This window comes from Citrobacter sp. MGH100, assembly GCF_001034465.1.
Classification (GTDB): Bacteria; Pseudomonadota; Gammaproteobacteria; order Enterobacterales; family Enterobacteriaceae; genus Citrobacter; species Citrobacter youngae.
The window spans coordinates 138277-158527 of record NZ_KQ089800.1; the positions used below are offsets into that span (position 1 = coordinate 138277).

Genomic DNA, 20251 nt, shown 5'->3' on the forward strand with positions numbered 1-20251 from the left:
ACCAAAAAAGAAGGAAGCCATGAATCGTTTTATTATGGTCAATAGCCAACAGTGCCTGGGATGCCACGCCTGTGAGGTCGCCTGTGTCATGGCCCACAACGGCGAGCAGCATGTCCTGAGCCAACGGCATTTTCAGCCCCGAATTACTGTCATCAAGCATCAGCAACAACGCAGTGCAGTCACCTGCCACCACTGTGAAGATGCCCCCTGCGCCAGAAGTTGCCCGAATGGGGCCATTAGTCATGAGTACGACAGCGTTCAGGTAAATGCGCAAAAGTGTATTGGCTGCAAATCGTGCGTCGTGGCCTGTCCTTTTGGTACGATGCAGATCGTACTCACTCCGGTCGCTAAAGGAAAGGTAAAAGCAACGGCGCACAAATGCGACCTGTGTCATGGGCGTGAAGAGGGCCCGGCTTGCGTGGAGAACTGTCCGGCGCAGGCGTTGCAACTGGTGACGGAGAATTCGCTTACCGGTCTGTCAAAAGCGCGCAGGTTGCGTACCGCCAGTCTGGAAAGCCAGCCATGGCATACCAGCGCTACCGATTTTGTTCCACATATCATCACCAAACGTGAGCAAATGCAGGCGACGCCTGCGCGTGGCGAGCCGGATAAACTGCCGATTGAGGCGCGTAAAACCAGTTTTGAAGAGATCTATCTGCCGTTTCGCACAGTGCAGGCTGAACGGGAAGCGTCCCGCTGCCTGAAATGCGGCGACCACAGTATTTGCGAATGGACCTGCCCGCTGCATAACCACATCCCGCAGTGGATTGAACTGGTAAAAGCCGGGAATATCGATGCGGCGGTTGAGCTTTCTCACCAGACCAACTGCTTACCCGAAGTGACCGGGCGCGTGTGCCCGCAGGACCGACTCTGCGAAGGAGCCTGTACCGTGCGTAACGAGCATGGCGCGGTGACTATCGGTAATATTGAGCGTTACATCTCCGATCGGGCGCTGAGCAAAGGATGGCGACCCGACTTAAGCCATGTGCAGAAAGTCGATAAACGCGTTGCCATCATCGGCGCAGGTCCGGCGGGCCTGGCCTGCGCGGATGTGCTGGCGCGTAGCGGTATCAGCGCTACCGTGTACGATCGCCACCCCGAAATCGGCGGTTTGCTGACGTTCGGCATTCCGGCCTTCAAACTGGACAAATCGCTGCTGACGCGTCGCCGTGAAATCTTCAGCGCCATGGGTATTCATTTCGAGCTGAACTGTGAGGTCGGCAAGGACGTGGCGCTGGCCGCGTTACTCGAGGACTACGATGCCGTGTTTGTGGGCGTCGGGACTTATCGCTCGATGAAGGCAGATCTGCCGAATGAAGACGCGCCTGGCGTGTATGACGCGCTGCCGTTCCTGATTGCCAATACCAAGCAGGTGATGGGGCTGGACGAGTTGCCTGAAGAGCCGTTTATCGACACCGCAGGGCTGAACGTGGTCGTGCTGGGCGGCGGTGATACGGCGATGGATTGTGTACGTACCGCGCTGCGTCACGGTGCAAGCCAGGTGACCTGCGCCTATCGTCGTGATGAAGCCAACATGCCAGGTTCGAAAAAAGAGGTGAAGAACGCGCGTGAAGAGGGGGCCAATTTCGAGTTTAACGTCCAGCCGGTGGAGCTGGTGCTGAATGCCGACGGCCGCGTCAGCGGCGTGCGTTTCTTACGAACCCAGCTTGGTGAGCCTGATGCGCAGGGGCGTCGTCGCCCGGTTCCCATCGCCGGGAGTGAGTTTGTCATGCCAGCAGATGCGGTGATCATGGCGTTTGGTTTTCACCCGCATGGCATGCCGTGGCTCGAGAGTCAGGGTGTGAAGGTCGATAACTGGGGACGTATTGCCGCCGATGTTGAAAGCGCATACCGTTATCAAACCAGCAACCCGAAAATCTTTGCCGGTGGTGATGCGGTTCGCGGTGCGGATCTGGTTGTTACAGCGATGGCGGAAGGGCGGCATGCCGCACAAGGCATCATTGATTGGCTGGGTGTAAAATCAGTCAAATCTCACTAATCAGCGTCCAGGCCGGATAAAACGCGTTAGCGTTGCCATCCGGCAATGTGCCGGATGAATGCCTGATGGCGCTTTGCTTATCAGGCATTCATAGTTCCAGGACAAACCCGGTTTCACGGCGTAGTATTATTTCTCACTTCTCACCGTGGAGTCGGTATGTCGCAAAAAATCACCCTCATCAAAGATAAAGTCCTGTCCGATAACTACTTCATCCTGCGCAATATCACCTATGACCTGACCCGCAGCAATGGCGAGGTCATTCGCCACAAACGAGAGGTTTACGATCGCGGTAACGGCGCCACAGTTTTGCTGTATAACCCGGAGAAAAAAACCGTCGTGCTGACCCGTCAGTTTCGTATTGCGACCTGGGTTAACGGCAATGAAAGTGGACAATTGATTGAAGCCTGCGCCGGGTTGCTGGACAACGATGAGCCGGAAGTTTGCATTCGTAAAGAAGCCATTGAAGAGACTGGCTATGAAGTGGGCGAAGCACGGAAACTTTTTGAGTTATATATGTCGCCGGGTGGCGTGACGGAGATAATCCACTTTTTTATCGCGCAATACAGTGACAATCAGCGCGCAAATGCGGGTGGCGGTATTGAAGATGAGGATATTGAAGTACTGGAATTACCTTTTGAACAGGCACTGTCGATGATCAAAACGGGCGAGATTCGCGACGGGAAAACGGTGCTGCTACTGAACTACCTGCAATCGTCGCATCTTATGGATTAGCGATCAGGGCTTATATTTCTTTACAAAGATACAGGCCAATCCGACGATTCTTATTGAGCCTCATTAGTCGCGCAAGGAAGATACCGCCTGGGCTGTGTGTTTTGATTTCGGAGTTGTACCGTCCATGCGCTATCGCATTATTTTCGTGTTCCTGCTCGGCCTGCTACCGGCCCATTTGCTGTGGGCGGCGCCTGCGCAACAGGCGTTTGCTGACTGGCAGGTGACGTGCAATAACCAAAACTTCTGCGTTGCGCGAAATACGGGAGATCATCACGGTCTGGTGATGACCCTGAGCCGCAGCGCCGGGGCACATACCGATGCCGTGTTGCGTATTGAACTTGGCGGTATGGATTCTCCTGATGTCAAAGAGGCAGATATTGCGCCGCGCTTGCTGCTGGACGGCGCGCCACTCCCACTGGCCGGTGAACACTGGCGTCTTACGCCCTGGCATTTGATGACGGATGATCCGGCTACCATCGCTACATTTTTACAAGCCGTGCAGGATGCGAAAGCCATTACCCTGCAAAAAGGTACGCAAACGCTTTCTCTGTCTGGGCTGAAAGCAGCATTGTTGTTTATTGATGCGCAACAAAAGCGTGTCGGTAGCGAAACCGCCTGGATTGAGAAAGGTGACGAGCCGCCGCTCAGCGTTCCGCCAGCTCCCGCTCTGAAAGGTGTGGCGGTGGTTAATTCTACGCCAACGCCACTCACTCAACAGGAGCGTAATGAGCTGTTGGATTATGGCAACTGGCGGATCAATGGCATCCGCTGTTCACTCGATCCCATGCGTCGTGAGATGCGGGTTTTCGCCTTAACGGACGACAAAGCTCTGCTGATGATCGGCTGCGAAGCAGGGGCATACAACACGATCGATCTGGCATGGACCGTTTCTCGTACCACACCGTTTACCTCTCGCGCTGTACGTCTGAGCCTGCCATTTAAAACCGATGCTGACAGTACCGACATGGAGCTGACCAACGCTACGTTTGACGAGAAATCTCGCGAATTGGTCACTCTCGCCAAAGGGCGAGGTTTATCGGACTGCGGGATCCAGACTCGCTGGCGGTTTGACGGCCAGCGCTTTCGTTTGGTGCGTTACGCACAAGAGCCAAGCTGTGATAACTGGCATGGACCAGATGCCTGGCCCACGCTGTGGATTACGCGTTAATTTAATGCCGGATGCGACTGCGCCTTATACGGCCTGATGGTGATAGATGTCGTAGGCCTGATAAGACGCGTGAGCGTCGCCATCAGGTGTTCAGCACCTTATGCGCTTTGTCGACGATGTTCTCCACCGTAAAGCCGAAGAACGGGAACAGCTTGTCTGCCGGGGCAGATTCCCCATAACCGGTCATGCCGACAATAGCCCCTTTCAGGCCGACATATTTGTACCAATAGTCGGCAATACCCGCTTCTATCGCCACGCGTGCGCTGACGTTTGCCGGCAGGACCGACTCCCGGTACGCCTCATCCTGGGCGTCGAAGATATCAGTTGAGGGCAGAGAAACTACCCGTACGTTACGGCCTTCACCGGTCAGTTTTTCCGCCGCCAGCAATGTAATTTCCATTTCTGAACCTGTGGCAATCAGGATGACATCCGGCTTACCGCCGCTATCCTTCAGCACATAGCCGCCGCGGGCAATCTGCTGCACCTGCTCAGGCGTGCGTTCAACCTGTGCCAGATTCTGCCTGGAGAGGATCAGCGCCGTAGGGCCGTTATGACGCTCGACTGCCAGCTTCCAACCCACTGCCGCCTCAACCTGATCGCACGGTCGCCAGGTGCTGAAATTCGGCGTCAGTCGCAGGCTGGCGAGCTGTTCGACGGCCTGATGCGTGGGACCGTCTTCCCCCAGACCAATTGAGTCGTGGGTATAAACCATAATTTGTCGGGCTTTCATCAGCGCCGCCATGCGCGCGGCATTACGGGCATATTCAACAAACATCAGGAACGTTGCGGTGTACGGTACGAAGCCACCGTGGTGCGCGATACCGTTGGCAATGGCGGTCATGCCAAATTCACGCACGCCGTAGTGGATGTAGTTTCCTGCGTGATCCTCTTTAAGAGAAGTGGAGCCTTTCCAGATGGTCAGGTTGCTGGGCGCAAGATCCGCCGAGCCGCCAAGCAGTTCGGGCAGTATCGGTCCGTAGGTGTTCAGGGTATTTTGCGAGGCCTTACGGGTGGCGATTTTGGCCGGGTTGGCCTGCAGGTCGGTAATATATTTCCGGGTCGTTTCTTCCCATGCTTCCGGCAGTTCTCCGCTCATCCGGCGGGTAAACTCTGCCGCCAGTTCCGGATGCGCTTGTCGATACGCCGCGAATTTCTCATTCCAGCTCTGTTGCGCTTTTTCGCCTTTCTCACGTGCGTCCCACGCCCGATAAATCTCTTTCGGGATCTCAAAAGCTGGATGATGCCAGCCCAGTTTCTGTCGGGCCAGGGCCACTTCTTCTTCACCTAACGGCGCACCGTGCGCTTCCTCTTTCCCGGCTTTATTCGGTGATCCAAAACCAATCACCGTGCGGCAGATAATCAGCGACGGCTTGTCGGTAACGCTTTGCGCTTCCTGAATCGCTTTTTTCACCGCCTCAGGATCGTGACCGTCAATATCGTGTATCACATGCCAGTGGTAGGCCTCGAAGCGTTTCGCAGTATCGTCGGTAAACCAGCCTTTGGTTTCGCCATCAATTGAGATGCCGTTGTGATCGTAGAAGCCGATGAGTTTGCCCAGTCCCAGCGTGCCCGCCAGCGAACAGACTTCGTGGGAAATCCCCTCCATCAGACAACCGTCGCCCATAAAAACCCAGGTGAAGTGGTCGACAATCTCATGGTCCGGCTGGTTAAACTGCGCCGCCAGCGTGCGTTCAGCAATCGCCATTCCGACAGCGTTGGCTAAACCCTGGCCCAGCGGCCCGGTGGTGGTTTCCACGCCCGGTGTGTAGCCAAGCTCAGGGTGGCCGGGCGTTTTTGAATGCAACTGGCGGAAGTTCTTTAATTCTTCCAGCGGCAGGTCATAGCCGGAAAGATGCAGCAGGCTGTAAAGCAGCATTGAGGCGTGGCCGTTGGACAAAATAAACCGATCGCGATCGTACCAGTGAGGATCGCTCGGATTATGGCGGAGAAAATCGTTCCACAGCACTTCGGCGATATCTGCCATTCCCATCGGTGCGCCGGGATGGCCTGAGTTGGCTTTTTGGACGGCATCCATACTCAGCGCACGAATGGCATTGGCAAGCTCTTTACGGGTCATAGGAAATACTCCTTGAAAAGTAAAGCGTTAGAGCGTGTGTTAATTCACACTTTTGGAGAATTTGCAGGCGTTGTCAGCAAAAAGCATAGCAGACAGGCATGGTATTGCTGGCTTAAGCAGGTAACATGGCTGTTATAAATTGATAACAAATTCTTTCTTTGAGTAGTGAGAGTTTGGCGACCTTCAAAGTTTGCGCCGCTGACAGAGGTGATAATGTGCGGCTCAATAGAAGGGTTACCTGCGACACTTTTTTGATCGATACGTGAAAGGAACAACAAGATGGATGACCAGTTAAAACAAAGCGCCCTCGATTTCCACGAATTTCCAGTACCAGGCAAAATTCAGGTTTCTCCGACCAAACCGCTTGCCACTCAACGTGACCTTGCGCTGGCCTATTCACCCGGTGTTGCAGCTCCGTGTCTGGAAATTGAAAAAGACCCGCTGGCCGCCTACAAATACACCGCGCGCGGTAATCTGGTTGCGGTTATTTCCAACGGTACGGCGGTGCTGGGGCTGGGCAACATTGGCGCGCTGGCTGGCAAGCCGGTGATGGAAGGGAAAGGCGTTCTGTTTAAGAAATTCGCCGGAATTGACGTGTTTGACATCGAAGTTGATGAACTCGATCCGGATAAATTTATCAACGTGGTCGCGGCTCTTGAGCCGACGTTTGGCGGTATCAACCTCGAAGATATCAAAGCGCCGGAATGCTTCTACATTGAGCAAAAGCTGCGTGAGCGCATGAATATTCCGGTCTTCCACGACGATCAGCACGGCACGGCAATCATCAGTACCGCCGCCATTCTTAACGGTCTGCGGGTGGTGGAGAAAAATATCTCCGACGTGCGCATGGTGGTGTCTGGCGCAGGCGCGGCGGCGATTGCCTGTATGAACCTGCTAGTGGCGCTGGGCATGCAGAAACACAACATTGTGGTCTGCGACTCCAAAGGCGTGATTTATAAAGATCGTGAACCGAATATGGCCGAAACCAAAGCGGCCTACGCGGTGGTGGATGACGGTAAGCGCACGCTGGACGACGTGATTGATGGCGCAGACATTTTCCTCGGTTGCTCCGGCCCGAAAGTGCTGACCCAGGAAATGGTCAAGAAAATGGCGCGCGCGCCAATGATTCTGGCGCTGGCGAACCCGGAACCGGAAATTCTGCCGCCGCTGGCAAAAGAGGTACGTCCCGACGCCATCATCTGCACCGGCCGCTCTGATTATCCGAACCAGGTTAACAACGTGCTGTGCTTCCCGTTCATCTTCCGCGGCGCGCTGGACGTCGGTGCTACCGCCATCAACGAAGAGATGAAGCTGGCCGCGGTACATGCGATTGCGGAACTGGCGCATGCCGAGCAGAGCGAAGTTGTGGCCTCAGCCTATGGCGATCAGGACCTGAGCTTTGGCCCGGAATATATTATTCCTAAACCGTTCGACCCGCGCCTGATCGTCAAAATAGCGCCTGCGGTGGCGAAGGCGGCGATGGACTCTGGCGTGGCGACGCGCCCGATTGCCGACTTTGATGCTTACATCGATAAGCTGAGTGAGTTTGTCTACAAAACTAACTTGTTCATGAAGCCGATTTTCTCGCTGGCACGCAAAGCGCCGAAGCGCGTGGTATTGACGGAAGGGGAAGAGGCGCGTGTGCTGCACGCCACCCAGGAATTGATCACTTTAGGTCTGGCGAAGCCGATCCTGATTGGTCGTCCGAGCGTGATCGAGATGCGCATCCAGAAACTGGGTCTGCAGATCAAAGCGGGCGTTGATTTTGAAATAGTCAACAATGAATCCGATCCGCGCTTTAAAGAGTACTGGAGTGAGTATTATCAGATCATGAAGCGCCGTGGGATCACCCAGGAGCAGGCGCAGCGGGCGGTGATTGCTAATACCACGGTGATCGGTGCGATCATGGTGCAGCGCGGTGAAGCGGATGCGATGATCTGCGGTACGATCGGCGACTACCACGAGCACTTCAGCGTGGTGAACGCGGTATTTGGTCACCGTGACGGAGTGCATACGGCGGGGGCAATGAACGCGCTGCTGCTGCCAAGCGGTAATACCTTTATCGCCGATACCTACGTCAACGACGACCCGACGCCGGATCAACTGGCTGAAATCGCCATTATGGCGGCAGAAACCGTGCGTCGCTTTGGTATCGAACCGAAGGTAGCGTTGCTGTCGCACTCCAACTTTGGCTCATCTAACTGCCCGTCGGCCAGCAAAATGCGCGAAGCGCTGGCGCTGATTAAGGCACGTGCGCCAGAACTGATGATTGACGGTGAAATGCACGGTGACGCCGCGCTGGTGGAAAGTATTCGTAATGACCGCATGCCGGACAGCCCGCTGAAAGGCTCCGCCAATATTCTGGTGATGCCGAATATGGAAGCCGCGCGTATTAGTTACAACTTACTACGTGTTTCAAGTTCCGAGGGCGTAACGGTTGGCCCGGTACTGATGGGCGTAGCTAAACCGGTTCACGTATTAACACCGATCGCCTCTGTTCGTCGTATCGTTAATATGGTGGCGCTGGCGGTCGTTGAAGCACAGACTCAGCCACTGTAATTTCACTTTAATTAATTCCGGCGCGGGTTTCTCCCGCGCCTTTTTATTTCCCTTTTCTTAGTGATCCACTTCACCTTTTAAACCTGGTTGCCGAATTTTGTTATTTACTCTGACAAAAAATTGCCACGATGGGGGCAGTTTTAGCGGAGGCGGTGGGCAATGGAAAAAGAACGCATTATTCAGGAATTTGTGCCGGGGAAACAGGTCACGCTGGCGCATCTCATTGCGCACCCCGGTGAGGAACTGGCGAAAAAGATCGGCGTTCCCGAAGCGGGCGCTATCGGCATTATGACGCTGACGCCAGGTGAAACCGCAATGATTGCCGGTGACTTAGCCATGAAAGCGGCGGATGTACACATCGGCTTTCTCGATAGATTCAGCGGCGCGCTGGTGATCTACGGCTCGGTTGGCGCGGTAGAGGAAGCGTTATTACAGACGGTAAGCGGTCTGGGGCGATTATTAAATTTCACTTTGTGCAACCTGACAAAAAGTTAATCAGAGGCGGCGATGAAACGTATTGCATTTGTCGGTACGGTGGGGGCGGGGAAAACAACGCTCTTTAATGCGCTACAGGGGAATTATTCCCTCGCCAGAAAAACACAGGCCGTGGAGTTTAATGAAAACGGCGATATCGATACGCCAGGAGAATATTTTAGCCATCCGCGCTGGTATCACGCCTTAATTACCACGCTGCAGGATGTCGATACGTTGATTTATATACATGCGGCAAATGATAAAGAAAGTCGCTTACCTGCCGGGCTGTTGGATATCGGCGCCAGTAAACGACAAATCGCCGTTATCAGCAAAACGGATGTGCCGGATGCCAATGTCGCCGCAACGCGACAATTACTTCGCGGGCTAGGGTTTCAGGAGCCGATTTTTGAGCTCAATAGCCACGACCCAAGCAGTGTGCAGCACCTGGTGGATTATCTGACTGAGCTCAGCCAAAAGGAGGAAAGGGCAGGTGAAAAAACTCATCACAGCTAACGATATTCGTGCGGCCCACGCACGCGGCGAACAGGACGTATCGGTTGTTCTGCGCGCCAGCATCATCACCCCGGAGGCGCGCGAAGTTGCGGCGCTGCTCGGCGTCACTATCACTGAATGCGATGAATCCGCGCCAACTGCCACCGCACCTGCTGCGGTGGATGACGGCAAAACGGAAAGCCAGCGTATTCGTGAAACCATCATTGCACAACTGCCGGAAGGACAGTTTACCGAAAGCCTGGTCGCGCAGCTGATGGACAAAGTGATGAAAGAAAAGCAGTCGCTGGAGCAGGGCGGAATGCAGCCGAGCTTTAACTCGGTGACCGGCAAAGGCGGCGTGAAAGTTATCGACGGCAGCAGTGTGAAGTTTGGCCGTTTTGATGGCGCGCAACCGCACTGCGTCGGCTTAACCGACTTAGTCACTGACCAGGACGGTAGCAGCATGGCCGCCGGGTTTATGCAGTGGGATAACGCATTTTTCCCATGGACGCTGAACTACGACGAAATCGACATGATTCTGGAAGGCGAGCTGCACGTTCGCCATGAAGGCGAAACCATGGTTGCCAAAGCCGGGGACGTGATGTTTATCCCGAAAGGCTCCAGCATCGAATTTGGTACGCCATCAACAGTGAAGTTCCTGTATGTGGCCTGGCCTGCGAACTGGCAGTCCTGCTAAGGCGGATGTATGAAGGATTTCATTACCGAAGCATGGCTCAGAGCGAATCATACGCTCAGCGAAGGGGCTGAAATTCATCTCCCCGCTGATGCCCGCCTGACGCCGTCTGCCCGGGAGCTGCTGGAAAGCCGTCGTCTGCGCATTAAGTATATCGACGAGCAGGGAAGCTTGTTTGTTGACGACGAGGAACAGCAGCCGCAGCCGGTACATGGTTTGACCAGCAGCGATACACATCCGCAGGCGACCTGTGAACTGTGTCATCAACCGGTGGCGAAGAAACCTGACACGCTGACGCATCTGACGGCGGACAAAATGGTCGCCAAAAGTGACCCCAGACTTGGATTTCGCGCCGCGCTGGACAGCACCATTGGTCTGGCCGTGTGGTTGCAAATTGAACTGGCGGAACCCTGGCAGCCGTGGCTGGCGGATATTCGCTCGCGCCTGGGCAACATTATGCGTGCTGATGCTGTGGACGAACCGCTGGCCGCACAGGCCATCGTTGGCTTAAGCGACGAAGATTTACACCGGCTCTCGCACCAGCCGCTGCGTTACCTGGACCACGATCATCTGGTGCCGGAAGCCAGCCACGGACGTGATTGCGCGTTGCTTAATCTGCTGCGTACCAAAGTCCGCGAAACGGAAACGGTGGCCGCTCAGGTGTTTATCACCCGCAGTTTTGACGTTATGCGGCCAGACATTCTGCAGGCGCTCAACCGTCTTTCCAGCACGGTTTACGTGATGATGATTCTGAGCGTAGCGAAGCATCCGCTAAGCGTCAGCCAAATCCAACAGCGACTGGGGGAGAAGTCATGATCATTGAACGTGCTCGCCAACTCGCCAAACAAACGCCGGCTCGGGTGGTGTTCCCGGATGCGCTGGATGTACGGGTGCTGAAAGCCGCCAATTATCTGCACCAGCATGGTCTGGCACGCCCCATTCTCGTCGCCAGCCCGTTTGCGCTGCGTCAGTTTGCGCTCAGCCATCGCGTAGCCATGGACGGTATTCAGGTTATTGATCCACAAAGCAATGTACAGATGCGTGAAGAGTTTGCTCTGCGCTGGCTGGCCCGCGCGGGCGAAAAAACGCCGCCGGATGCGCGAGAGAAGCTCAACGATCCGCTGATGTTTGCCGCCGCGATGGTCAGCGCCGGTAAAGCCGATGTGTGTATTGCGGGCAACCTGTCGTCAACGGCAAATGTGCTGCGTGCAGGATTGCGCATTATTGGATTACAACCTGGTTGCAAAACGCTGTCGTCAATTTTCCTGATGCTGCCGCAGTATCTCGGGCCGTCATTAGGGTTTGCAGATTGTAGCGTTGTGCCGCAGCCCACCGCTGCACAGCTGGCGGACATCGCCATCGCCAGTGCTGAAACCTGGAAAGCGATTACCGGTGAAGAACCGCGTGTCGCCATGCTGTCGTTTTCCAGCAACGGCAGTGCTCGTCATCCCAATGTCGCTAACGTGCAGCAGGCGACCGAGATCGTTCGTGAGCGCGCTCCACAGCTTACCGTGGATGGGGAACTGCAGTTTGATGCTGCCTTTGTGCCGGATGTCGCCGCGCAAAAAGCGCCCGCCAGTCCGTTAAAGGGCAATGCCAATGTGATGGTTTTCCCATCGCTGGAGGCAGGCAATATTGGTTATAAAATCGCCCAGCGTTTGGGAGGGTATCGTGCCGTTGGCCCCTTGATTCAGGGACTTGCCGCACCACTCCACGACCTCTCTCGCGGCTGTAGCGTACAGGAAATTATCGAACTGGCGTTGGTGGCAGCTGTGCCGCGCCAGACTGACGTGAGCCGTGAAAGCGTCTCGCAAACACTGGTTGAATGAACGGTCCCGTTCTGGACCCCTTTGATTAAGAGGAAAGCACAATGGAAGCATTAGGAATGATTGAAACCCGGGGCCTGGTTGCACTGATTGAGGCTTCTGACGCGATGGTTAAAGCGGCACGCGTGAAACTGGTTGGCGTGAAGCAGATCGGTGGCGGCCTGTGTACTGCCATGGTTCGTGGTGATGTTGCAGCCTGCAAAGCGGCTACGGATGCCGGTGCTGCTGCCGCGCAGCGTATCGGTGAACTGGTTTCTGTACACGTTATCCCGCGTCCGCATGGCGATCTGGAAGAAGTGTTCCCGATCAGCTTCAAAGGCGACAGCAACGATATGTAAGTCGTCCATGTGACGCCACTGGATCGTTAAGAGAAAGCTGGCGTCACCCTCTCTCCTTTTCACATTACCTTCTGCGGAGGGTAGGGGGAGGTTTTACCTGAAATATGCCACGGAGGCGGGTATGAAACTGGCAATCGTCACAGGACAAATTGTTTGTACCGTTCGCCATCAGGGGCTCGCGCACGACAAGTTGCTGATGGTGGAAATGATTGATGCCCAGGGAAATCCCGACGGGCAGTGCGCTGTTGCGATAGACAGCATCGGGGCGGGAACCGGAGAGTGGGTGCTGCTGGTCAGTGGAAGCTCAGCCCGCCAGGCGCACCATAACGACTCATCGCCTGTCGATCTGTGCGTGATTGGCATCGTCGATGAAGTGGTGGCAGGTGGGAAAGTGGTATTTCACAAATAAGGCAGAAAATCATGAATCAACAGGATATTGAACAGGTCGTGAAAGCGGTGCTGCTGAAAATGAAAGACAGCAGTCAACCCGTCAGTGCCGTTCAAGAAATGGGCGTCTTTGCCTCCCTGGATGACGCAGTGGCGGCAGCAAAACTGGCCCAGCAGGGGCTGAAAAGCGTCGCTATGCGCCAACTGGCCATTCACGCCATTCGTGAAGCGGGCGAAAAACACGCCAGAGAATTAGCGGAATTTGCCGTCAGTGAAACCGGCATGGGACGCGTTGAAGATAAATTTGCCAAAAACGTGGCGCAGGCTCGCGGTACCCCGGGCGTGGAATGCCTGTCTCCACAGGTATTGACCGGCGATAACGGCCTGACGCTGATTGAAAACGCACCGTGGGGCGTGGTGGCTTCGGTAACGCCGTCCACCAACCCGGCGGCGACCGTCATTAACAACGCCATCAGCCTGATTGCCGCGGGTAACAGCGTCGTCTTTGCGCCGCATCCGGCAGCAAAAGGCGTTTCTCAGCGCGCGATCGGCCTGCTTAACCAGGCGGTAGTCGCCGCAGGTGGTCCGGCAAACCTGCTGGTTACCGTTGCTAACCCGGATATCGAAACCGCACAGCGTCTGTTCAAATACCCGGGCATCGGACTGCTGGTCGTCACCGGTGGTGAAGCGGTGGTGGAGTCTGCGCGTAAGCATACCAACAAGCGTCTGATTGCCGCTGGTGCCGGTAACCCGCCGGTGGTGGTGGATGAAACGGCCGATCTGACCCGCGCCGCGCAGTCCATCGTCAAAGGCGCATCGTTTGATAACAACATTATCTGTGCCGATGAAAAAGTGCTGATTGTCGTGGATAGCGTTGCTGATGAACTGATGCGTCTGATGGAAGGCCAGCACGCGGTCAAACTGACGACCGCCCAGGCTGAACAGCTGCAACCGGTACTGCTGAAAAATGTCGATGAGCGCGGTAAAGGCACAGTCAGCCGTGACTGGGTCGGGCGCGATGCGGCAAAAATCGCCGCGGCGATCGGCCTGAATGTTCCGGAGCAAACCCGCTTGTTGTTCGTCGAAACCTCCGCCACGCATCCGTTTGCTGTGACTGAACTGATGATGCCGGTGCTGCCGGTGGTGCGGGTGGCTAACGTTGACGAAGCCATTGCGCTGGCCGTTACGCTCGAAGGTGGTTGCCACCATACGGCGGCGATGCACTCACGCAACATCGACAACATGAACCGTATGGCTAACGCCATCGACACCAGTATTTTCGTCAAGAACGGACCGTGCATTGCCGGCCTTGGGCTTGGCGGCGAAGGCTGGACGACCATGACCATTACCACGCCAACCGGGGAAGGGGTGACCAGTGCGCGCACGTTTGTACGCCTGCGTCGCTGTGTGCTGGTGGATGCGTTTCGCATCGTATAAGGAGTGAAAGAGATGGCGCATGACGAACAACTGTGGCTCACACCCAGACTGCAAAAAGCGGCATCGCTGTGTAACCAGATGCCTGCCGTAAGCGATTCACCGCTGTGGCTGGGCGTTGATTTGGGGACCTGTGATGTGGTGTCGATGGTTGTTGACAGCGATGGGCAGCCGGTTGCGGTTTGTCTGGACTGGGCTGACGTCGTGCGCGATGGCATCGTCTGGGATTTCTTCGGTGCTGTGACCATTGTTCGTCGCCATCTCGATACGCTCGAGCAACAACTGGGTTGCCGTTTTACTCATGCGGCTACCTCATTCCCGCCGGGCACTGACCCGCGTATCTCCATCAACGTGCTGGAGTCTGCCGGGCTTGAGGTGAGCCATGTGCTGGATGAGCCAACCGCCGTGGCGGATCTGCTGGCGCTTGATAACGCCGGAGTCGTCGATATCGGCGGTGGTACGACCGGTATCGCCATTGTGAAACAGGGCAAAGTGACCTACTCCGCTGACGAAGCGACCGGTGGGCACCACATTTCCCTGACGCTCGCCGGGAACCGTCGTATTCAACTGGAAGAAGCCGAGCAGTTCAAACGCAGCAACGGCAAAGAAATCTGGCCGGTGGTTAAGCCGGTTTACGAAAAGATGGCGGAAATCGTCGCCCATCATATTGCCGGACAAGGGATAACGGATTTATGGCTGGCCGGTGGGTCCTGTATGCAGCCGGGTGTTGATGAGCTTTTTCGTAAGCGTTTCCCGGAGCTGCAGGTGCATTTACCGCAGCACAGTCTGTTTATGACCCCGCTGGCGATTGCCAATAGCGGAAAAGTAAAAGCGGAAGGAATCTATGCAAGCTGAATTGCAGACCGCGCTCTTTCAGGCATTCGATGCCCTGAATCTGCAACGCGTAAAAACGTTCAGCGTTCCACCGGTCACATTATGCGGACTGGGAGCGCTCAGCACCTGCGGACAGGAAGCGCAAACGCGCGGACTGACGCATATGTTCGTCATGGTTGACAGCTTCCTGCATCAGGCGGGGATGACCGCCGCTCTGGAACGTAGCCTGGCGATGAAAGGCGTAGCAATGACGCTGTGGCCATGTCCGGTCGGCGAGCCGTGTATTACGGACGTCTGCGCGGCAGTCGCGCAACTGCGCGAGTCAAAATGTGACGGCGTGGTGGCCTTTGGCGGCGGCTCTGTACTGGATGCCGCTAAAGCAGTGGCGCTGCTGGTGACCAACCCGACGCAAACACTGGCTGACATGACGGAGCACAGCGTGCTGCGCCCGCGTCTGCCGCTGATTGCCGTGCCAACCACCGCCGGGACCGGGTCAGAAACCACCAACGTTACGGTGATTATCGACGCCGCCACCGGACTCAAAAAAGTGCTGGCCCACGCAACCCTGATGCCGGACGTCGCCATTCTGGATGCCGCGGTAACGGAAGGCGTTCCGGCGCACGTGACGGCAATGACCGGCATTGACGCGCTGACCCATGCCGTTGAAGCGTACAGCGCGCTGAACGCGACGCCGTTTACCGACAGCCTGGCGATTGGCGCGATTGCGATGATCGGCAAATCGCTGCCGAAAGCGGTGGGCTACGGCCACGATCTGGCGGCGCGTGAAAGCATGTTACTGGCGTCCTGCATGGCGGGAATGGCGTTTTCCAGCGCGGGGCTGGGCCTGTGTCACGCGATGGCGCACCAGCCGGGTGCGACGCTGCACATCCCACACGGACAGGCTAACGCCATGCTGCTACCCACGGTAATGGGGTTCAACCGCATGGTGTGTCGTGAGCGCTTCAGCCATATCGGCAGGGCGTTAACCAATAAGAAATCAGACGATCGTGACGCCATCAGCGCGGTCAGCGAGCTGATCGCCGAAGTGGGCCAGACCAAACGGCTCTCAGACGTTGGGGCAAAACCCGAGCATTACAGCGCATGGGCACACGCCGCGCTGGAGGATATTTGTATTCGCAGTAACCCACGCACCGCCACGCAGGCCGAAATTATCGCGTTGTATGCGGCGGCACAATAAATACACATATGACAGGGAGTGAAGGCTATGGGAATTAACGAAATCATCATGTACATCATGATGTTCTTTATGCTGATTGCCGCCGTGGACAGGATCCTGTCGCAGTTCGGCGGTTCGGCGCGCTTCCTCGGTAGGTTCGGTAAGAGCATTGAGGGATCGGGCGGTCAGTTTGAAGAAGGCTTTATGGCAATGGGCGCGCTGGGCCTGGCGATGGTCGGTATGACCGCGCTGGCGCCGGTACTGGCGCATGTGCTCGGGCCGGTGATTATTCCGCTGTATGAAATGCTGGGCGCGAACCCGTCGATGTTTGCCGGAACGCTGCTGGCGTGCGATATGGGCGGCTTCTTCCTGGCGAAAGAACTGGCAGGCGGCGACGTGGCGGCATGGTTGTACTCTGGCCTGATCCTTGGCGCGATGATGGGACCGACGCTGGTCTTCTCCATTCCGGTTGCGCTGGGAATTATTGAACCGTCTGACCGTCGTTATCTGGCGTTGGGCGTGCTGGCTGGTATCGTCACCATTCCGATTGGCTGTATTGCGGGTGGTCTGGTCGCGATGTACTCCGGCGTGGAAATCAACGGTCAGCCGGTGGAGTTCACCTTTGCGCTGATCCTGATGAACATGATCCCGGTGCTGATCGTGGCCGTGCTGGTGGCGCTGGGACTGAAATTCATCCCGGAAAAAATGATCAACGGCTTCCAGATCTTCGCCAAGTTCCTGGTAGCGCTGATCACCCTCGGTCTGGCTGCGGCAGTCATCAAGTTCCTGCTCGGCTGGGAGCTGATCCCAGGTCTTGATCCTATTTTCATGGCGCCAGGCGACAAGCCGGGTGAAGTGATGCGCGCCATCGAAGTTATCGGTTCTATCTCCTGTGTGCTGCTGGGTGCCTACCCAATGGTGCTGCTGCTGACCCGCTGGTTTGAAAAACCGCTGATGAGCGTCGGCAACCTGTTAAAAGTCAATAACATTGCGGCTGCGGGTATGGTGGCAACGCTTGCCAACAACATCCCAATGTTCGGCATGATGAAAAACATGGATACCCGCGGCAAAGTGATCAACTGCGCGTTCGCGGTCTCAGCGGCCTTCGCGCTGGGTGACCACTTAGGCTTCGCCGCTGCCAACATGAACGCCATGATCTTCCCGATGATTGTCGGCAAGCTGATCGGCGGCGTGACGGCGATTGGCGTGGCTATGCTGTTAGTACCGAAAGACGAAGATGTTCCGGCACCAGCAGAAACCAATCCGGAGGCGCAATCGTGAATACTCGCCAGCTACTCAGCGTCGGTATCGATATCGGCACCACCACCACTCAGGTGATCTTCTCCCGCCTTGAGCTGGTTAACCGTGCGGCAGTGTCGCAGGTGCCGCGCTACGAATTCATCAAACGCGAAATTAGCTGGCAAAGCCCGGTGTTCTTTACCCCCGTTGATAAGCAGGGCGGGTTGAAAGAGGCCGAACTGAAAGCCTTGATCCTCGCCCAGTATCAGGCGGCGGGGATTGCGCCAGAGACCGTCGATTCCGGCGCGATCATCATTACCGGGGAAAGCGCCAAAACCCGCAACGCACGACCTGCGGTGATGACGCTCTCCCAGTCGCTGGGCGATTTCGTGGTGGCAAGCGCGGGTCCACATCTGGAATCAGTGATTGCCGGGCACGGCGCGGGGGCGCAAACCCTGTCCGAACAGAAATTGTGCCGCGTACTGAATATCGACATCGGCGGCGGTACGTCGAATTACGTCCTGTTCGACGCGGGAAAAGTCAGCGGCTCGGCCTGCCTGAACGTCGGCGGGCGGCTACTGGAAACGGACGGTCAGGGGCGCGTAGTACATGCGCATCAGCCGGGGCAGATGATTGTTGATGACGTATTTGGTCCAGGCACTGATGCCCGAACCCTCAATGCGGCGCAGCTTGTTCAGGTGGCCCGACGGATGGCGGCGCTGATTGTGGAGGTGATTGACGGCACGCTTTCACCGTTGGCGCAGGCGCTGATGCAAACCGGTCTGCTGCCTGTTGGCGTGAAGCCTGAAGTGATTACGTTGTCCGGCGGGGTGGGCGAGTGCTACCGCAACCAACCTGCCGATCCGTTCTGTTTTTCCGACATTGGGCCGCTGTTAGCAACGGCGCTACATGAACATCCGCGCCTGCGTGAGATGAACGTGCAGTTTCCGGCGCAAACCGTGCGCGCCACGGTGATTGGCGCCGGTGCGCATACGCTGTCGCTTTCAGGCAGCACTATCTGGCTGGAGGGTGTGGCGCTTCCGCTGCGCAATCTGCCGGTGGCGATTCCGGTTGATGAGTCTGATCTGGTGGCGGCCTGGCAGCAGGCGCTGCTGCAGCTCGACCTTGATCCGAAAACCGACGCCTACGTGCTGGCGCTGCCCGGTTCGCTACCGGTGCGCTACGCCGCGCTGTTAACGGTGATTGATGCGCTGCTGGCCTTTGTCGCGCGCTATCCGAATCCGCATCCCCTGCTGGTGGTAGCCGAGCAGGATTTTGGTAAAGCCCTGGGCATGCTGTTACGCCCACAGTTACAGCAACACCCGCTGGCGGTCATCGATGAGGTGGTTGTCCGGGCGGGGGACTATATCGACATTGGTACGCCTCTTTTTGGCGGATCGGTTGTGCCGGTGACGGTGAAATCACTCGCATTTCCTTCCTGAGGGAACGACTTATGAAACTAAAGACCACATTGTTCGGCAATGTTTATCAGTTTAAGGATGTTAAAGAGGTGCTGGCAAAAGCCAACGAACTGCGTTCGGGGGATGTGCTGGCAGGCGTGGCTGCAACCAGTTCGCAAGAGCGCGTGGCGGCTAAGCAGGTATTGTCGGAAATGACGGTGGCGGATATCCGCAACAACCCGGTGATTTCCTATGAAGAGGACTGCGTGACGCGTCTTATTCAGGATGACGTCAACGAAACGGCCTATAACCGCATCAAAAACTGGAGTATCAGCGAGCTGCGCGAGTACGTGCTGAGCGATGAAACCTCCGTGGATGACATTGCGTTTACGCGCAAAGGGTTAACGTCGGAAGTGGTCGCCGCGGTAGCAAAAATCTGCTCTAACGCGGACCTGATCTACGGCGGTAAGAAAATGCCGGTGATCAAAAAGGCTAACACCACCATCGGTTTGCCGGGCACCTTCAGCTGTCGTTTACAGCCGAACGACACCCGTGATGACGTGCAGAGTATTGCTGCACAAATCTATGAAGGGCTGTCCTTCGGTGCGGGCGATGCGGTAATTGGCGTCAACCCGGTCACGGATGACGTGGAAAACTTAAGCCGCGTGCTCGATACCGTGTATGGCGTTATCGACAAGTTCAATATTCCGACCCAGGGCTGTGTACTGGCGCACGTGACCACCCAGATCGAAGCGATTCGTCGCGGCGCACCGGGCGGGCTGATTTTCCAGAGTATCTGCGGCAGTGAGAAAGGTTTAAAAGAATTTGGCGTTGAGCTGGCGATGCTGGATGAGGCGCGTGCAGTGGGCGCGGAGTTCAACCGCATCGCCGGGGAAAACTGCCTGTACTTTGAAACCGGGCAAGGGTCTGCGCTCTCCGCTGGCGCTAACTTTGGTGCCGATCAGGTGACGATGGAAGCGCGTAACTACGGGCTGGCGCGTCACTACGATCCGTTCCTGGTGAACACCGTGGTGGGCTTTATCGGGCCGGAATATCTCTACAACGACCGTCAGATTATTCGCGCGGGCTTGGAAGATCACTTCATGGGCAAGCTGAGCGGCATCTCAATGGGCTGCGACTGCTGCTACACCAACCATGCTGATGCTGACCAGAACCTCAACGAAAACCTGATGATTCTGCTCGCTACCGCTGGCTGCAACTACATCATGGGCATGCCGCTCGGTGACGACATCATGCTCAACTACCAGACCACCGCCTTCCACGACACCGCGACCGTGCGTCAGTTGCTGAACCTGCGCCCGTCGCCGGAGTTTGAACGCTGGCTGGAAACCATGGGCATTATGGCAAACGGTCGCCTGACCAAACGGGCGGGCGATCCGTCACTGTTCTTCTGATGACGC

The 20251-nt window shown here is 56.4% G+C and carries 18 protein-coding genes; 17 read left to right on the forward strand and 1 reads right to left on the reverse strand.

The annotated features are described in order from the left end of the window. The first annotated feature begins 19 nt into the window (after nt 1-19). The 3 genes from aegA (at nt 20) to SK32_RS00610 (ending at nt 3899) form a co-directional block, all read left to right on the forward strand. Nucleotides 20-1999, forward strand: a complete 1980-nt coding sequence (gene aegA / locus SK32_RS00600; RefSeq protein ID WP_048210955.1) for a formate-dependent uric acid utilization protein AegA — start codon at nt 20-22, stop codon at nt 1997-1999. A gap of 156 nt (nt 2000-2155) precedes the next feature. Continuing rightward, nucleotides 2156-2731 carry a GDP-mannose pyrophosphatase NudK gene (gene nudK, locus SK32_RS00605; protein ID WP_048210956.1) on the forward strand — a complete coding sequence of 192 codons (576 nt, stop codon included), beginning with the start codon at nt 2156-2158 and terminating at the stop codon, nt 2729-2731. Nucleotides 2732-2855: 124 nt separating this feature from the next. Further along, nucleotides 2856-3899 (forward strand): DUF1176 domain-containing protein, encoded by a 1044-nt coding sequence (locus tag SK32_RS00610; RefSeq protein ID WP_048212548.1) that lies wholly within the window; start codon nt 2856-2858, stop codon nt 3897-3899. Nucleotides 3900-3981: 82 nt separating this feature from the next. Here SK32_RS00610 and tkt read toward each other — a convergent pair whose 3' ends face one another. Continuing rightward, nucleotides 3982-5976 carry a transketolase gene (gene tkt / locus SK32_RS00615; protein ID WP_048210957.1) on the reverse strand — a complete coding sequence of 665 codons (1995 nt, stop codon included), beginning with the start codon at nt 5974-5976 and terminating at the stop codon, nt 3982-3984. A gap of 279 nt (nt 5977-6255) precedes the next feature. Between tkt and maeB the strand changes: the two genes are divergently transcribed. The 14 genes from maeB (at nt 6256) to eutB (ending at nt 20245) form a co-directional block, all read left to right on the forward strand. After that, on the forward strand, nt 6256-8535 hold the full coding sequence (gene maeB, locus SK32_RS00620; protein WP_048210958.1) for an NADP-dependent oxaloacetate-decarboxylating malate dehydrogenase: 2280 nt from the start codon (nt 6256-6258) through the stop codon (nt 8533-8535). Nucleotides 8536-8694: 159 nt separating this feature from the next. After that, entirely contained in the window at nt 8695-9030 is a 336-nt protein-coding gene (gene eutS / locus SK32_RS00625) for an ethanolamine utilization microcompartment protein EutS (protein WP_003037995.1), read from the forward strand. Nucleotides 9031-9042: 12 nt separating this feature from the next. Beyond that, a complete protein-coding gene (gene eutP / locus SK32_RS00630) occupies nt 9043-9522 on the forward strand; it encodes an ethanolamine utilization acetate kinase EutP (protein WP_048210959.1) in 480 nt (159 codons plus the stop codon). Beyond that, nucleotides 9500-10198, forward strand: a complete 699-nt coding sequence (gene eutQ, locus SK32_RS00635; RefSeq protein WP_048210960.1) for an ethanolamine utilization acetate kinase EutQ — start codon at nt 9500-9502, stop codon at nt 10196-10198. Before eutP ends, eutQ begins: the two co-directional genes overlap by 23 nt. A 9-nt stretch (nt 10199-10207) precedes the next feature. Beyond that, nucleotides 10208-11011 carry an ethanolamine utilization cob(I)yrinic acid a,c-diamide adenosyltransferase EutT gene (eutT, locus tag SK32_RS00640; RefSeq protein ID WP_048210961.1) on the forward strand — a complete coding sequence of 268 codons (804 nt, stop codon included), beginning with the start codon at nt 10208-10210 and terminating at the stop codon, nt 11009-11011. Continuing rightward, complete coding sequence (gene pta, locus SK32_RS00645) at nt 11008-12024, forward strand: phosphate acetyltransferase (RefSeq protein ID WP_048210962.1); 1017 nt, start codon at nt 11008-11010, stop codon at nt 12022-12024. Before eutT ends, pta begins: the two co-directional genes overlap by 4 nt. Nucleotides 12025-12065: 41 nt before the next feature. Next, nucleotides 12066-12359 carry an ethanolamine utilization microcompartment protein EutM gene (eutM, locus tag SK32_RS00650; protein ID WP_005121908.1) on the forward strand — a complete coding sequence of 98 codons (294 nt, stop codon included), beginning with the start codon at nt 12066-12068 and terminating at the stop codon, nt 12357-12359. A gap of 121 nt (nt 12360-12480) precedes the next feature. After that, nucleotides 12481-12768, forward strand: coding sequence for an ethanolamine utilization microcompartment protein EutN (gene eutN, locus SK32_RS00655; protein WP_005121909.1), 288 nt, complete (start codon nt 12481-12483; stop codon nt 12766-12768). 11 nt (nt 12769-12779) lie between these two features. After that, the gene (locus tag SK32_RS00660) at nt 12780-14183 is read left to right on the forward strand and encodes an aldehyde dehydrogenase family protein (RefSeq protein WP_048210963.1); all 1404 of its coding nucleotides are present in this window, start codon (nt 12780-12782) and stop codon (nt 14181-14183) included. Nucleotides 14184-14195: 12 nt separating this feature from the next. Further along, nucleotides 14196-15035: an ethanolamine utilization protein EutJ gene (gene eutJ, locus SK32_RS00665; protein WP_048210964.1), complete on the forward strand. Its 840-nt coding sequence runs from the start codon at nt 14196-14198 to the stop codon at nt 15033-15035. Next, nucleotides 15025-16212 (forward strand): ethanolamine utilization ethanol dehydrogenase EutG, encoded by a 1188-nt coding sequence (gene eutG, locus SK32_RS00670; protein ID WP_048210965.1) that lies wholly within the window; start codon nt 15025-15027, stop codon nt 16210-16212. The genes eutJ and eutG overlap by 11 nt, the downstream gene beginning before the upstream one ends. A gap of 27 nt (nt 16213-16239) precedes the next feature. Then, nucleotides 16240-17472, forward strand: a complete 1233-nt coding sequence (gene eutH, locus SK32_RS00675; RefSeq protein WP_048210966.1) for an ethanolamine utilization protein EutH — start codon at nt 16240-16242, stop codon at nt 17470-17472. After that, complete coding sequence (eutA, locus tag SK32_RS00680) at nt 17469-18872, forward strand: ethanolamine ammonia-lyase reactivating factor EutA (protein ID WP_048210967.1); 1404 nt, start codon at nt 17469-17471, stop codon at nt 18870-18872. Before eutH ends, eutA begins: the two co-directional genes overlap by 4 nt. A gap of 11 nt (nt 18873-18883) precedes the next feature. Next, on the forward strand, nt 18884-20245 hold the full coding sequence (gene eutB / locus SK32_RS00685) for an ethanolamine ammonia-lyase subunit alpha (RefSeq protein ID WP_003038029.1): 1362 nt from the start codon (nt 18884-18886) through the stop codon (nt 20243-20245). Nucleotides 20246-20251 lie beyond the last annotated feature (6 nt).